Here is a 13,761-nt window from a genome sequence, read left to right as displayed (position 1 = left end):
GCCCCAATCATCTTTTCCAGGTCAGCCGATGAACTCGGCAACCTGAATGAGCGCGGCATTATAGCAGCGACCTCGCCGCAATTGTACCCCGTCTGACTCAGTCGGCCCCCAGGCGCTCCCGCAAGGGCGACTGATTGCAGGCTCGGGCGTAGAATCCCTGCCAGTTCTCGGGCAGATGCCGAAGCAATTCATTGGCCAGAGCAGCGTCGTCGAGGGCGAGAAACACACAGGCCCCCGTCCCGGTCAGACGGGGATTGCCATAGGGCGCCAGCCAGCGCAGGGCTTCCGCCACTGCCGGGTAGCGGGCCGCCACCACCGGCTGAAAATCATTGCGTCCGCCCTGTCGCAGATAATCCTGCAACTGGATGACCGCACTGTCCCGGATCAATTCCTCGGCATTGTAGATCTCGCCAGTGGACACGGCACAGTCAGGCTTGACCACCAGAAAACAGGGTTCCGGCAGATCGGCCACGGCCGTCAGACGTTCGCCTCGCCCCTCGGCCCAGGCCGCTTGGCCGTGAACGAAAACAGGCACATCCGAGCCCAGGCCAAGGCCGATCTCGGCCAGCTCCTCCTCACTCAGTTTCAAGGACCACAATCGATTGAGGGCATGCAGGGTGGTGGCGGCATCCGAGCTGCCACCGCCCAATCCGCCCTGTGCGGGAATCCGCTTCTCAAGTTGAATATCCACGCCGGGCAGATCATCCCGGCCGACTCGACTGCGCAAGGCCTGGGCGGCTCGCATCACCAGGTTCTCGTCCACAGGCACCTCGGCCAGGTCACCACTGAGCTGCATTTCCCCATCGTCGCGCCGATGAAAAGTCAGTCGGTCGCCGAAGTCCAGAAACTGAAACAGGGTCTGGATGTCGTGATAGCCGTCATCCCGCCGACCCAGCACATGGATGAAAAGGTTCAGCTTGGCGGGTGCCGGCCAGGCTTGTGCATCCTCGTGGACCGGATCACTCATCGGGCTGGTCCTGCCCTGGAATGACTGCCCAAGCGCCCTGCTGAGAGTCCACACCGGCAAAGTCGGGCCCCCCGGTTCGATCGCCCAGAACCCATTCACTGACCCGCAGGCGCAGCGTCACCCCCTCGAGCTCGTTGTCCACCGTGATCCGCCCGGGCAGCGCCAAACCATCCACCGTCTCATAGCGATCGTATTCAATGGTCCAGCCGCCCTGATGCAGCTCGCTCAATTGGCCGCCCCCATTCACTGCCAGGTAGGCCGGTTCCTCATCCGGATAGGGCAAGCCAATGATCCACCAGCGCAACATGCCCAAAGGCACCTGCCAGCCGGTCTGCAGGGCGAGCTCGCGCTCGGGCTCGGCGGTCTGCCAGGTCTCGCCCCGGCTGTTCTCAATCACCACCCAGCCGGGATCGCCCCGAACCCGGGTGGCGCCGATCCCGAAGGTACCGCGCAGACGAAAATCCATGTAATCCACCCACTGGGACCATCTTAGGGAGGCACTCCAGGCATCATCAGGCGTGCGCAGGGCAACCCGACCATCCAGCGACCAGGCCTGCAGCATGGCGAGGTCACGCTGGTGCGCCTCCCAGGCCATATAGTCCGGTGGCTCCTCCGGGGCGGGCGCAAAAGGGGCACAGGCGGCAACCATCAGCGCCAGTGCCAGCAGCCCCAGACCGCCCTTCAGTCTTTTTGCAATTGCTGCCATGTCTTTTCCAGTATCTCCTCGTCGGGCCAGCGCTCGCGGGCCGTCTCATACAGGCTTCGCGCCTCTTCCCTCTGTCCCAGCGCCCACTTCACGGCTACCTTGTGGGCCGCGACCTCGGCGACCTGCAAGCGCTCCCAGGCCTGCTCCAGCCAGCGCGCCGCCGCCTGATGATTACCCAGGCGATACTCCACCCAGCCCTTGCTGTCGAGTATGGCGCCACTGTCCGGGCTACGCCTGAGTGCCTGTCGAATAAGACGACGGGCCTCACGCAAATCCCGGTCCTGATCGGCCAGGCTGTAGCCCAGGGCGTTCAGCACCAGCGGCTCCTCCGGCCAGAGACGATGGGCCTTGCGAAGCCATTCCACCGCCACGGTCGAACCCGGCTCAGCCTCCAGGCGGCCCAGAGCGCAGCGATAGTGGGCATCGGCATCCCAGGCTCGGGCCGCCTGCGCCGCTTCGCACAGGGCAACACCCCGTGACTGCCAGCCCCGGGCCAACAGCAGGCTGCCGAGGGTAACGCGGAACTGGTGGCGATAGTCTCCCAACTGATAGCGACTCAGCTCAATGCGTTCATCCGCCTCGCCCTCTCGACCCAGTTCCAGCAACAGGGCAATGGCCCGAGCGCGAGCCTCCACATGATCGTCGCCGGACAGCACCCGATCATAAAGCCGCAAGGCAGCTTCACGCTTGCCTGCCCGCTCATTCACCACGGCCATTCGAAACCAGGTTTCGCGAAGACGGAAACCGCGAGCCGCCAATCGCGAAAACCGTTCCAGGGCCTCCTCATACTGACCCTGCTCGCTCAGTACCAGGGCCAGGGCATAATCGAAGGCGGACAGTCCGGGGTTGTCCTCCAGGGCTCCGCGCAGCAGATCGGCAGCGGCGGGCAGATCCCCGGATTCCCACAGCAATGTCGCCATTTCCAGAATGGCGCCGGCATCCCGCCAATCCGCCAGGGCCAGCCAGGCCTCGGTCACCGCCGCCGCATCCCCCGCCTGGGCGCGGACACGACGCTTGAGCCACCAGGCCTCGGGGTCATCCGGGTCACGGACCAGGGCCCGCTGACTCAGCCGTTGCGCATCCTCAAGGCGGTGAAGGCTCATGGCCATGCGCGCGCCCGCGAGCAGCGCGGGCGCACTGTCGTGTTCTCGCGAGAGGGGCTCCATCAACTGCCAGGCACGCCAGCGCCGCGGCAGTGATTGCAACTCCCCGCCCAGATAGCGCCAGTCCGCTTCGCTCGCCTCTATTAGCCAGCGCCGAAAGGCGTCCCGGGCCTGGGCCAATTCCCCAGCCTGCAGGGCGGCCATACCCAGCGCCCAGTCCGCGGCTGGATTGTCCGGGTCCCGCGCCTTCCAGAGCTGGGCCATTTCCAGAGCCTGTGGCCAGGCTTCGACGCGCAGGGCATAAGTGCTGGCTTCCCGGGTCAGGGCCAGTGAGGCACGGGGCTTGAGGGCACGGGCATAGAAATCCGACGCCAGCTCGGGCTCCCCCCGGGAACGGGCGATCTCGGCCAGCAGGATGTGTTCGCTCTGGGCAGCCTGCTCATCTTCCCGCTCGGGCGTCATGCCGGCACACGCTGCCAGCCAGAGCAAGGCAAGCAGGAGGACTGATGTATAATGATTTTTTGTCATGACTCCCGGCTTAGCCAATGAGCATTGTTCTTCGGCCGACCACGGCCGTCGACTCAGGTTCCCGTCGGGGTCTGTTCACCAATCCAGCCAGCATCCCTAACGCCACCCTACATGCCGCTGATCGCCCTAGGAATAAACCATAACACGGCCCCGCTGGAACTCAGGGAGCAACTGAGTTTTTCCGGCGACGAGCTGTGCGCGGCCCTGCGTGACCTGGAATCCCTGCCCGGGGTCCGGGAAGTGGCCGTGCTGTCCACCTGCAACCGCACCGAAATCTACGGCAGCCTGGACGAGGACGGTGAGACGGCCCTGCGGCAATGGCTCAATCATCACCCGAACACAGATCAGGAGGCCATCCAGCGCGCGGTCTATGAGTTCGTCGACGAGGAGGCGGTGCGACATGCCATGCGCGTCGCCTGCGGGCTGGACTCCATGGTGCTGGGCGAGCCCCAGATCCTCGGGCAAATGAAACAGGCCTACGAAGCCGCCCTGGAGGCCGGCACCGCCAAGCGCGTGCTGCACCAGCTCTTTCAGGGCAGTTTCTCGGTGGCCAAACAGGTCCGCACCGATACCGGCATTGGCCAGAACCCGGTCTCGGTTGCTTATGCCGCCGTGGATCTGGCCCGCCAGATCTTCGCCGAATTCGAGAACCACACCGCCCTGCTGCTGGGTGCCGGCGAGACCATCGAACTGGCCGCCCAGCACCTCAACCGCCGTGGCATCGGCCGCATGATCATCGCCAACCGCAGCGTGGACCGGGCCCATCGGCTTGCGGATGAGGTCAAGGCCCAGGCCAGCAGCCTCGACCGGCTGCCGAGCCATCTGGTGGAGGCAGACATCATCATCGCCTCCACCGCTAGTCGCGAGCCCATCCTCACCCGGGAGATGGTCAAGACCGCCTTCCGTCAGCGCCGCCACAAGCCGGTGCTGATGGTGGACATCGCCGTGCCCCGCGACATTGAGGCGTCGGTGGCAGATCTCAGTGATGTCTTCCTGTATACCATCGATGATCTGCAGCAGACCATTCGCGAAAACCTGGCCTCGCGGGAACAGGCGGCCGCACGCGCCCTGGAAATCGTCGATGCCAGGGCCAGCCATCTGGCCGCCACCCTCAGTAGTCTGGACGCGGTCCCGGCCATCCGCCGACTGCGCGAGCGGGCCTTCGATCAGCGCGAACAAACCCTGCGTCAGGCGCAGCGCATGCTGGCCGCCGGACGCCGGCCCGAGGATGTTCTCGAATACATGGCCCATACCCTGACCAATCGCCTGCTTCACGAACCCACCGTGGCCTTGAGGGAGGCGGGGGAACAGGGAGACCGGGACACCCTGGACACGGCAAGACAGTTATTCGACCTGGGCGAGGGAGACGAGAAAGAAGAATGAAGGACAATATCCGCCACAAGCTCGAACAACTGGAAGAGCGATTCCAGGAACTGGCCGGCCTGATGGCCGAACCGGATGCGGCCAGCAACCCGGATGATTTCCGTCGCCTGTCGCAGGAATATGCCCGACTGGAGCCGGTGATGACGGCCTTCCGCCAATACCGCCAGCAGGAAGCGGATCTGGCCGACGCCCGGGAAATGGCCGCCGACCCGGACCCGGCGGTGCGGGAAATGGGCGCCGAGGAGCTGGCCGCGGGGGAGTCGGAGCAGACGCGACTGGAAGAGGAATTGCTGTCATTGATGGTCCCGCGCGACCCCCACGACGACAGCAATCTGTTCCTGGAAATCCGCGCCGGCACCGGCGGCGACGAAGCCGCCCTGTTCGCCGGCGACCTGTTCCGGATGTACTGCCGCTATGCCGAAACCAAGGGCTGGACGGTGGAGATCCTGAGCGAAAGCCCGGGTGAAGTCGGCGGCTACCGGGAAATCATCAGCCGGGTGGTGGGGAGCGAGGCCTATGCCCATCTCAAGTTCGAGTCCGGCGCCCACCGGGTCCAGCGGGTCCCCAAGACCGAATCCCAGGGCCGGATCCACACCTCCGCCTGTACCGTGGCGGTAATCCCGGAAATCGAAGTGGACACCAGCGTGGAAATCAACAGCAATGACCTGCGGGTGGACACCTTCCGGGCCGCCGGGGCCGGTGGCCAGCACGTCAACAAGACCGACTCCGCGGTCCGGATCACCCACTTGCCCAGCGGCATCGTGGTGGAATGCCAGGACGAACGCTCCCAGCACAAGAACCGGGCCCGCGCCCTATCCCTGCTGAAAGCCAAACTGGAAGCCGCCCGGGAACAGGAACAGCGCCAGAGCGAATCCGAAACCCGGCGCAAGCTCGTCGGCAGCGGCGACCGCTCCGAACGCATCCGCACCTACAACTTCCCCCAGGGCCGCGTCACCGACCACCGCATCAACCTCACCCTCCACCAGCTCGACGGCATTCTCGAAGGCGAGCTGGATCCGGTTCTGGAGGCCTTGATGCAGGAAGATCACGCGGACCGGCTGGCGGAGATGACTGGGTAGAGCGGCGAGCTGGCCGCGCCGGCTGCGAGGCCTACTGTTTCCTGCAGAGCCTCGCGTATTCAAGCCACACGCAATCCACGGCGTTTCCGAAGCGGCACGGCATTGTCGCGTGCAAGGCCAGCTCGCTGCTCGAAGCTCGGAGCTCGCCGCTCCCTAATCCCTCCTAAACCACCCCACCAAGGACAATCTATCCCGCTGGGTGGTGATGACTTCGTGGGGCAGGCTGTCGCTCAGGAAAATGACCAGGCGGCCGGGGGCGGGGAAGATGTCCACCGGGTCGGCGGCATCAGGGTAGAGGCGGAGCTGGCCGCCGTATTCGGAGCGCCAGCGGGGATTGAGGTAGAAGACGGTGGAGACGACGCGGGCGTCGTCGTCTCGGAAGCGGTCAATGTGGCGGCCGTAGCGGGCGCCGGGGGGATAGAGCGCGTAGTGGCCTTCCCAGCCGCGAATGCCCAGATAAAGCTCGCGGTTGAGGGTCTCGCGCAGGGCCGAGAGTTGCTCGAACCAGACCGCCTCGCTGCCCCGTGCCCGGCTGGGGTCGAGCCAGCAGAGTCGGTCGCCGCGGATGGCCTTGACCCGGGCACGGCCGGCGGCACGGCCCACGGCGGCATCACGGAAACTGCCGCGCTTCTGACGCCGGTAGAGGGTCCGGCGCAGACGGGCAACCGTCTCCGCCGGGAGAAAGTCATCGATGACGCCCCAGCCGGGACCGGCCAGGGCGTCCACCAGCGACTTCATGGGCGCCAGCCCGCTCAGTGGCTTTGCGGCTCGCTACCGCCCTGGCCTTCATCGGCTTCCGGCGCGGGAATGTTCTGCAGCCAGCCCTGGCCGAACTCGCGCTTGAGAGAGCGCACACCCTTGGCGGTCACCTGAATGCCAACGGTCAATCCCGGGTTGATCACCAGGCCCATGTCATCGCGCATATTGTCCAGCAGGATGGGGGCCGGGAATCGCGTGGGATGCTCGAAACCCTCCTGCTTGCGGCAGAAGTCCTCGGTGCGTTCCTCGGCGGTGAACACGGTCAGCAACTGGCCGCCTTCCTTGTCCGTGACCATCAGGCCCTGGACGTCGTTAAGGCGGTCGCCCGGCTGGACCGGCTGGTTCATGACCATGTACAGCGGCGAGCGCAACAGGCACTGGAAGATGGTGCCCAGGGAGACCTTGCCGTCACGGCCGGCCTGAATCAGGAATTCCAGTTCATTGCGGGCTTCAAAATCCTCCTGCCCGGCTGCCTTTTCTTGCTCCGACATTATCTCTTGCTCCCCTAAATGAAAGTGAGATTTAAACGCCCTACGCCTTGATCGCCGACAGGGCATGTTCCAGGTCGGCCTTGAGGTCGTCCAGATCCTCAATACCCACCGAAAGACGAATCAGGGTATCGCTGATACCCAGTGCCTCGCGCTTGTCCCGGGGGACGGAGGCGTGGGTCATGATGGCCGGGTGCTCGATCAGACTTTCCACCCCGCCCAGGCTCTCGGCCAGGGAAAACAGCTCGGTATTTTCCAGAAAGCTGCGCGCCTGATCCAGGCCGCCCTTGAGCCAGATGGTAATCATGCCGCCAAAGCCCTTCATCTGACGCCGGGCCAGTTCGTGCTGGGGATGGCTCTCCAACCCCGGATAGGCGACCTTTTCCACCTCCGGCCGGGCTTCCAGCCACTGGGCCAGTTCCAGCGCACTCTGGCAGTGGCGTTCCATGCGCAGGGCCAGGGTCTTGAGCCCGCGCAGGGCGAGGAAGCTGCCAAAGGGGCCACTGACGGCACCCACGGAGTTCTGCAGGTAGGCCAGCTGATCGGCCAGATCCTGGTTATCGCCCACCACGACCACACCCCCGACCATGTCGGAATGACCGTTGAGATACTTTGTGGCCGAGTGCATCACCATGTCGAAACCCTGGGTCAGCGGCTGCTGTACACAGGGCGTGGCGAAGGTGTTGTCGGCGACAGTCAGCAGCTTGTGGCGACGACCGATCTCCGCGATGGCCTCCAGGTCCACCAGCTTGAGCACCGGATTGGTGGGGGTCTCCACCCAGATCATGCGGGTCTCGGGACGAATGGCGGCTTCCACTGCGGATGGATCGCGCATGTCCACAAAGCTGAAATCCAGATTGGCGGAGCGCTTGCGGACGTTCTCGAACAGGCGATAGGTACCGCCGTAGAGATCGTCCATGCAGATCACATGGCTGCCCGCGTCCAGAAGCTCCAGGATGGTGCCGGTGGCCGCCATGCCCGAGGCAAAGGCGAAGCCGTGGCTGCCTTCCTCCAGATCGGCCACGCAGGCCTCATAGGCGCTGCGGGTGGGGTTCTGGGTACGGGAGTACTCATAGCCCTGGTGCTCCCCCGGGCTGGACTGCACGTAGGTGGAGCTGGCGTAGATGGGGGTCATGATGGCGCCGGTGCTGGGATCCGGCCGCTGACCGGCATGGATTCCCCGCGTGGCCAGACCGTGACGCTTCTTGTCCGACATATCGCTTTCCTTACTCTTCAATGACATTGCCCCGGCGCAGGTAACCCAGCAGATCACTGCGGGTCACCATGCCGAGGAAGTGTGAGTCGCGCACCACCGCCAGTGCGGTGTCGATTTCCAGGCGTTCAGCCAACTGGACCATGGGCAGATCCACTTCCACGGTGGGGAAGCTGGGATTCATGATCTCGCCCACCAGGCTGTCGAAACCCTTTTCCGAGCCCCTGACCGCATGGATCAGATCGCCCTCGTTGACCCCGCCCAACAGCCGGTCACCCTCCACGACCGGTAGTTGGGAGAAGCCGTTATCGCGCATCCGCTTGTGGGCGGTGGCCACCGTGTCCTGACGGGATACCGCCACCGTCGCCCGGTCTTCATGGGGCCGGCTGATCAGGTCCCGGAGGTCGCCGTGGGCGGGGCGCTCGATGAAGCCCTGCTCCCACATCCAGAAGTCGTTGTAGAGGCGGGAAATGTAACGATTCCCGGTGTCACAGGCCAGGGTCACCACATTCTTGGGCTCACTCTGCTCGCGGCAGTAACGGAGAGCCGCGGCCAGCAGGGTTCCGCTGGAGGAGCCTGCCATGATGCCTTCCTCGGAGAGCAGGCGGCGGGCGGTAAGAAAGGCCTCCCGGTCGGGAACGGCATAGGCCTTCTTGACGAAGCTGAGGTCGGCCACATCCGGGATGAAATCCTCGCCGATGCCCTCCACCAGCCAGGAACCGGCTTCACCCAGTTCCCCTTCATTGATGTAGCGAGTCAGCACCGAACCCTCGGGGTCGGCGACGATCAATTCCACCTCCGGCGCATGCTCCCGAAACCAGCGACCCAAACCAGTCACCGTGCCGGAACTGCCAACCCCGATGACCACCGCATCTACCTTGCCGTCCAGCTGTTCATAAATTTCCGGCGCGGTGGTGCGCTCGTGGGCCAGGGCATTATCCGGATTGCCGAACTGGTTGATGAAATAGGCATTGCGCTCTTCGGCAACACGGAGGGCCAGATCCTGGTAATACTCCGGGTGGCCCTTGGCCACATCCGAGCGGGTCAGGATGACTTCGGCTCCCATGGCCCGGCAACTGGCGATCTTCTCCGGGCTCATCTTGTCAGGAATCACCAGCACCAGGGGATAGCCCTTCTGGCGAGCCACCAGGGCAAGGCCAAGACCGGTGTTGCCGGCGGTACCTTCGACAATGGTGTCACCGGGCTTGAGATCGCCCCGCTTCTCCGCCTCTTCGATCATGGTCCGGGCGATCCGGTCCTTGACCGAATGGGCCGGGTTGTTCAGTTCCAGCTTGGCGAACAGACGACAGGGGCCGGTATCCAGCCGCGTCAGTTCCACCATGGGCGTGCGCCCGATCATCTCGAGCGCATTGCGATAAATCTGCATGCAGCCTCCCGCAGGCGAACAGGAAAACAGCGGTTGCAGGCCAAGGGGGTGCATTGGCCCAGGCCAACCGCCAGTCGCAAAGGCGCATATTGTACGGCATGGCCAGGAGCTTTGCCTCGCCAGCTTGCGTACAATGTGGGGATGCGAGAAATACCCCCAGACAGCAGGTCTCAAACGGCCACCATCAGCGAGCTGCTCAGTCGGGGCAAGACCCTGCTCCAGGGCACGACCCCCGATCCCCGTCGCGAGGCCCGCCTGCTGCTGCGCCATGCCAGCGGCCTGGGCGATGCCCAGATCATGGCCTTCCCGGAGCGACAGCTGACAGCGGCGGAGGCCGAGCGCTATCTCGCCTGGGTCCGGCGACGGGCCCGGCATGAACCGATTGCCCACCTGCTGGGCTGGCGTGATTTCCGGCAACTCAGCCTGCGGGTCGATGCCAATACCCTGATTCCCCGCCCGGAGACCGAGTTGCTGGTGGATCTGGCTCTTGATCTGATGCCGGCCGGGGGAGTACGCGCACTGGATCTGGGCACCGGCAGCGGTGCCATTGCCCTGTGCCTGGCTGACGAACGCCCCGCATGGTCGGTCAGCGCCAGTGATGAGAGCGCGGCGGCCCTCAGCGTGGCCCGGGATAATGCCCAGCGGCTGGGCCTGAAGCTCCGCCTGCTGGAAGGCGACTGGTTCGAGCCAGTTACGGGGGAGCGTTTCGACCTGATCGTTTCCAATCCGCCCTATATTCCCGAACAGGACCCTCACCTGGCGCAGGGCGATCTGCCCCACGAACCCCGCACCGCCCTGGCCGCGGGCGATGATGGCCTGGATGACCTGCGCCGGATCATCCGCGAGGCCCCGGCCCAGCTGACCCCCAACGGCCGACTGATGCTGGAGCACGGTCATGACCAGGGACCGGCCGTGCGGGCGCTGCTGGATGCAGCCGGTCTGATCGAGATCGCGACCCACCGCGATCTGGCCGGCCGGGAACGGATATCCACTGCCCGCCGGGGAGGCGATACCGGCTAGCCGCGCGAAATGCTGCCAAATGATAGCAAAAAGCTATCTGGGCAATGCAATTATTTATGCGCACATTCGCTAATATTCACTTGCTTTTGTACAAAGCTGGTATAGACTTGAACTCAAGTCCGGCAACGATCCGGACCCGCCGGATACATCGTGACTCCCCCTCACCCGGATCCGGCTGCCGCCAACAGTCCCCAAGCAGGCGGCAACAAGAAGCCGGGGCTACCCGGCCGCCCTTCCGACAGGCGAGCGACGGCAAGGATGCCACCAAGCAACTACCCCAACGGGGCCCGCACGGGCCCCGCTTTTTTTGCCATGTAAAATAGTCGCCCACGCATTGGCCCCGGAGAAGCGGATGGACCGACTTCGCTATGCCCGACATCTGTCACTGCCGGAATTCGGCGAGGACGCCCAGAGCGAACTGGGCCGCTCCACCGCCCTGATCGTCGGCATGGGTGGCCTGAGCAATCCATCTGCCGCCTATCTGGCCGCCGCCGGGATCGGCCGGCTGATTCTGGCCGATTTCGATAGTGTCGACACCGCCAACCTGCAACGCCAGATCCTGTTCGATAGCACCCAGGTGGGTCATGACAAGGCGCAGGCAGCCCGTGACCGCCTGCTGGCCCTGAACCCGGCGGTGGCGATCGACTGTGAGCGTGAGCGGCTGGACGATGCCAACCTGGACAGGCTGCTGCCAGAAGTGGATGTCATCCTCGACGGCAGTGACAATTTCCCCACCCGCTTCGCGGTCAATCGCGCCGCTGTTCGCCATGGAAGGCCTTTGGTTTCCGGGGCCGCGATTCGCTGGCAGGGCCAGGTGGCGGTCTTCGACAGCCGCCATGGTGGCTGCTATGCCTGCCTCTTTGACGAGGCTGCCGCTGACGATGACATGGGGGACTGCGCCAGCAACGGGGTGCTGGGCCCTCTGGTGGGTGTGATTGGTGCCATGCAGGCGGTCGAGGCCATCAAGCTGCTCACCGGGCGCGGTGAGGCTTTGCAGGACCGCCTGTTACGCTATGATGCCCATTCTGGCCGCTGGCGAGAGACCCGCTTTGCCCGGGATCCCCTCTGCCCGGTCTGTGGCCGGCGAAACTGACCTGACAATCACCTGGCGCTGGAGATCCGGTATGAGTGAGTCAATTGCGGAAACAAGCGACCCCTTGCAGCTTCTGGAAAGGGAAGACAGCGTCGAGGCCCTTCAGCGCTATCTGCTCGATTGCATTCCGCTGCTCCAGCATATGAATGTGAGCGTCAATCGAATTGACCGTGAGGCGGTACGTATCGCGGCACCACTGGCGCCCAACAGCAACCACATCGGCACCGCCTTCGGCGGCAGCCTCCACGGCCTTGGCACGCTGGCTGCCTGGGGTCTTCTGTGGGTGCTGCTGAGGGACCAGCCCGATGTCAGCCTGGTGATTCGCGACAGCAGCATGCGCTACCTGGAACCGGCCAAGGATGATCTGGTGGCGGTCTGCGAGACCCCCAATGTAGGCCTGGTCACCCAGTTCCTGCGGGGCATCCAGCGTCGCAGCAAATCCGCCATCGAACTCCAGGCCCGAGTGGAAAGCGCCGGCCGGACCTGCGCCGAGTTCCGCGGCGTTTTTGTTGCCATTCGCGCCAGGAAGTAGCCCCGACGCAGACACCCTCCTCCCGGGCCCCCTTCTTATCCCCCGTTTGGGGGAGAGACATTGCCACACCACGTCCCTACACTCCGTTGGTGTAGTGCTGCGGTGGACGCGGCAGTACGTGATCCAAGGATCCGCATAACAGACAACATGTTTCTCGCGGAGGGAAACAGGGAGGAGTACAGATGATGAATAGACATATATTGACCACTGTTGCCATTGCAGGCAGTTTCGCGCTCAGCGGCTGTTTCAGCAGCGACTCAGATGATAGCGCTAGCCCAGACCAGGTTGAGGGCCAGATCGTGGTTCCCGTGGGGACCGCCGACGGCGACGACGACAATGGTGCGATCCTGAACCAAATGGCCGGTCACCCGGCGGCGCTTCGGCCCACCGCAGGCGGTACCATCCTGAACGCCAGTGCCAACTGCCCAGATGTTCCTGGTGGCTACGAAGCCCTGGCCGATGCCACCGTGGAATTCCTGGACAGCAGCGACGTGGTCGTGGGTGATACGGTGACCACCGACGAATGCGGTCAGTTCAATGCCGACCCGCCCTCCGAGGCCGTCATGGTTCGAGCCACCCGAGATGGGTTCCATCCGGTGGAAGCGGAAGTTGCCAATTTCCGCGCAGGGGGCTCTGGAATTGGGTCCACCATCCCCTCCAACTGGAACTACCGTATTGGCTCCATGCAGGTCCAAAGCGATGGGCGTGTAGCCTTCACCGTGGTTGACGATCAGCGTGGCATGGCCGTCATCGGCCTCCCGGCCCGCACAGTGGAAGCCCTGGTGAACCAGACCCAGGTCTCCATCGGCGACCTGACCAGCAGTGCCGCCACCCAGGAAGCCGCCTCGGTCGGCGTGGTGCTGGATGCCAGTGGCTCCATGTACCAGTGGGCCTACACTGACGAGGACACCGGTGAGAGCTTTGACCGTTTCCAGCTCACCACCCTCGCCACCCATGAATTCCTGAATATCCGGGGCGGCGGTGATGAGGTCAGCTTCACCATCTTTGATGGTCGCGTGGACCTGATTAATGATGACTGGATTGAGGCCAACTGGACGCTGGAAGATGCTCAGCAGGATCCGGTGGACTACAGCTTCAGCAGCTCCGGTTTCACCCAGGATGAGGAACCCCTGCGCATGATCAGCGATGCGTTCAATCCTCACTCCACCATCTGGGGAGCCAACCAGGATGCCGACACCATCGCGGATGATCCCCACGCGGAGACTCCCGACTTCCAGATCACCAACTCCTACAGCTGGGGCGGGATGACGGCACTTTATGATGCCGTTGATGCTGGTCTGGACGTGCTGGAGACAGCGGCGAATGACCGCAAGATCCTGGTCACCATGGGGGATGGCGGCGATAACAGCTCAACCAAGAACAAGCAGGAAGTCATCGACCGCGCCAACAGCATGGGGATCCCGGTTCTGGCTGTGGGCCTGGCGGTGTCCGGTAACGCTGAACAGAACCTGAAGGATCTGGGTTACGACACCGGCGGTGACT

13 protein-coding genes are annotated in these 13,761 nt (G+C 64.1%); 6 read left to right on the top strand and 7 right to left on the bottom strand.

Translation table 11 applies throughout. The annotated features are described in order from the left end of the window. Positions 1-97: 97 nt before the first annotated feature. From ispE to ACJWXQ_RS01285, 3 genes are read right to left on the bottom strand one after another with little or no spacing between them, the layout of a single operon-like run. Positions 98-967, bottom strand: coding sequence for a 4-(cytidine 5'-diphospho)-2-C-methyl-D-erythritol kinase (gene ispE / locus ACJWXQ_RS01295; protein ID WP_346051077.1), 870 nt, complete (start codon positions 965-967; stop codon positions 98-100). Continuing rightward, positions 960-1,673 (bottom strand): lipoprotein insertase outer membrane protein LolB, encoded by a 714-nt coding sequence (gene lolB, locus ACJWXQ_RS01290; protein ID WP_346051078.1) that lies wholly within the window; start codon positions 1,671-1,673, stop codon positions 960-962. Before lolB ends, ispE begins: the two co-directional genes overlap by 8 nt. Next, the gene (locus ACJWXQ_RS01285) at positions 1,649-3,304 is read right to left on the bottom strand and encodes a tetratricopeptide repeat protein (RefSeq protein WP_346051079.1); all 1,656 of its coding nucleotides are present in this window, start codon (positions 3,302-3,304) and stop codon (positions 1,649-1,651) included. Before ACJWXQ_RS01285 ends, lolB begins: the two co-directional genes overlap by 25 nt. Positions 3,305-3,415: 111 nt before the next feature. Between ACJWXQ_RS01285 and hemA the strand changes: the two genes are divergently transcribed. Beyond that, on the top strand, positions 3,416-4,687 hold the full coding sequence (gene hemA, locus ACJWXQ_RS01280) for a glutamyl-tRNA reductase (protein ID WP_406671985.1): 1,272 nt from the start codon (positions 3,416-3,418) through the stop codon (positions 4,685-4,687). Beyond that, on the top strand, positions 4,684-5,766 hold the full coding sequence (gene prfA / locus ACJWXQ_RS01275; RefSeq protein ID WP_346051081.1) for a peptide chain release factor 1: 1,083 nt from the start codon (positions 4,684-4,686) through the stop codon (positions 5,764-5,766). The genes hemA and prfA overlap by 4 nt, the downstream gene beginning before the upstream one ends. A 153-nt stretch (positions 5,767-5,919) precedes the next feature. On the opposite strand, the gene ACJWXQ_RS01270 is transcribed toward prfA, so the two are convergent. From ACJWXQ_RS01270 to ACJWXQ_RS01255, 4 genes are read right to left on the bottom strand one after another with little or no spacing between them, the layout of a single operon-like run. Next, on the bottom strand, positions 5,920-6,504 hold the full coding sequence (locus ACJWXQ_RS01270; protein WP_346051082.1) for a 2OG-Fe(II) oxygenase: 585 nt from the start codon (positions 6,502-6,504) through the stop codon (positions 5,920-5,922). Between the two features lie 14 nt (positions 6,505-6,518). Beyond that, positions 6,519-7,016 carry an SseB family protein gene (locus tag ACJWXQ_RS01265; RefSeq protein ID WP_346051083.1) on the bottom strand — a complete coding sequence of 166 codons (498 nt, stop codon included), beginning with the start codon at positions 7,014-7,016 and terminating at the stop codon, positions 6,519-6,521. A 40-nt stretch (positions 7,017-7,056) separates the two neighbouring features. After that, complete coding sequence (locus tag ACJWXQ_RS01260) at positions 7,057-8,229, bottom strand: cystathionine gamma-synthase (protein ID WP_406671984.1); 1,173 nt, start codon at positions 8,227-8,229, stop codon at positions 7,057-7,059. 10 nt (positions 8,230-8,239) lie between these two features. After that, the gene (locus ACJWXQ_RS01255) at positions 8,240-9,613 is read right to left on the bottom strand and encodes a pyridoxal-phosphate dependent enzyme (protein ID WP_346051085.1); all 1,374 of its coding nucleotides are present in this window, start codon (positions 9,611-9,613) and stop codon (positions 8,240-8,242) included. A 141-nt stretch (positions 9,614-9,754) separates the two neighbouring features. On the opposite strand from ACJWXQ_RS01255, the gene prmC reads away from it, so the two are divergent. The 4 genes from prmC to ACJWXQ_RS01235 all read left to right on the top strand — a co-directional run. Continuing rightward, positions 9,755-10,633: a peptide chain release factor N(5)-glutamine methyltransferase gene (gene prmC / locus ACJWXQ_RS01250; protein ID WP_406671983.1), complete on the top strand. Its 879-nt coding sequence runs from the start codon at positions 9,755-9,757 to the stop codon at positions 10,631-10,633. 352 nt (positions 10,634-10,985) lie between these two features. Next, complete coding sequence (locus ACJWXQ_RS01245) at positions 10,986-11,726, top strand: HesA/MoeB/ThiF family protein (protein ID WP_346051087.1); 741 nt, start codon at positions 10,986-10,988, stop codon at positions 11,724-11,726. Between the two features lie 31 nt (positions 11,727-11,757). Then, positions 11,758-12,258 (top strand): YiiD C-terminal domain-containing protein, encoded by a 501-nt coding sequence (locus ACJWXQ_RS01240; RefSeq protein ID WP_346051088.1) that lies wholly within the window; start codon positions 11,758-11,760, stop codon positions 12,256-12,258. A gap of 182 nt (positions 12,259-12,440) precedes the next feature. Next, a partial coding sequence (locus tag ACJWXQ_RS01235) for a vWA domain-containing protein (protein WP_406671982.1) occupies positions 12,441-13,761 on the top strand: 1,321 nt, incomplete at its 3' end.

The sequence above is a fragment of the Natronospira sp. genome (assembly GCF_007134575.1).
In the GTDB taxonomy this organism is placed as follows: domain Bacteria; phylum Pseudomonadota; class Gammaproteobacteria; order Natronospirales; family Natronospiraceae; genus Natronospira; species Natronospira elongata.
Note: the sequence above shows the minus strand (reverse complement) of the source record. Positions and strands in the feature narration are given on the sequence as shown.

What these genes read in the sequence shown, in the direction of transcription:
- hemA (WP_406671985.1), top strand. Translation starts at nt 3,416, where the DNA reads ATGCCGCTGATCGCCCTAGGAATAAACCATAACACGGCCCCGCTGGAA.
- ACJWXQ_RS01285 (WP_346051079.1), bottom strand. Translation starts at nt 3,304, where the DNA reads ATGACAAAAAATCATTATACATCAGTCCTCCTGCTTGCCTTGCTCTGG.
- ACJWXQ_RS01255 (WP_346051085.1), bottom strand. Translation starts at nt 9,613, where the DNA reads ATGCAGATTTATCGCAATGCGCTCGAGATGATCGGGCGCACGCCCATG.
- ACJWXQ_RS01240 (WP_346051088.1), top strand. Translation starts at nt 11,758, where the DNA reads ATGAGTGAGTCAATTGCGGAAACAAGCGACCCCTTGCAGCTTCTGGAA.
- ACJWXQ_RS01265 (WP_346051083.1), bottom strand. Translation starts at nt 7,016, where the DNA reads ATGTCGGAGCAAGAAAAGGCAGCCGGGCAGGAGGATTTTGAAGCCCGC.
- prfA (WP_346051081.1), top strand. Translation starts at nt 4,684, where the DNA reads ATGAAGGACAATATCCGCCACAAGCTCGAACAACTGGAAGAGCGATTC.
- ACJWXQ_RS01245 (WP_346051087.1), top strand. Translation starts at nt 10,986, where the DNA reads ATGGACCGACTTCGCTATGCCCGACATCTGTCACTGCCGGAATTCGGC.
- prmC (WP_406671983.1), top strand. Translation starts at nt 9,755, where the DNA reads ATGCGAGAAATACCCCCAGACAGCAGGTCTCAAACGGCCACCATCAGC.
- ispE (WP_346051077.1), bottom strand. Translation starts at nt 967, where the DNA reads ATGAGTGATCCGGTCCACGAGGATGCACAAGCCTGGCCGGCACCCGCC.
- ACJWXQ_RS01270 (WP_346051082.1), bottom strand. Translation starts at nt 6,504, where the DNA reads ATGAAGTCGCTGGTGGACGCCCTGGCCGGTCCCGGCTGGGGCGTCATC.
- ACJWXQ_RS01260 (WP_406671984.1), bottom strand. Translation starts at nt 8,229, where the DNA reads ATGTCGGACAAGAAGCGTCACGGTCTGGCCACGCGGGGAATCCATGCC.
- lolB (WP_346051078.1), bottom strand. Translation starts at nt 1,673, where the DNA reads ATGGCAGCAATTGCAAAAAGACTGAAGGGCGGTCTGGGGCTGCTGGCA.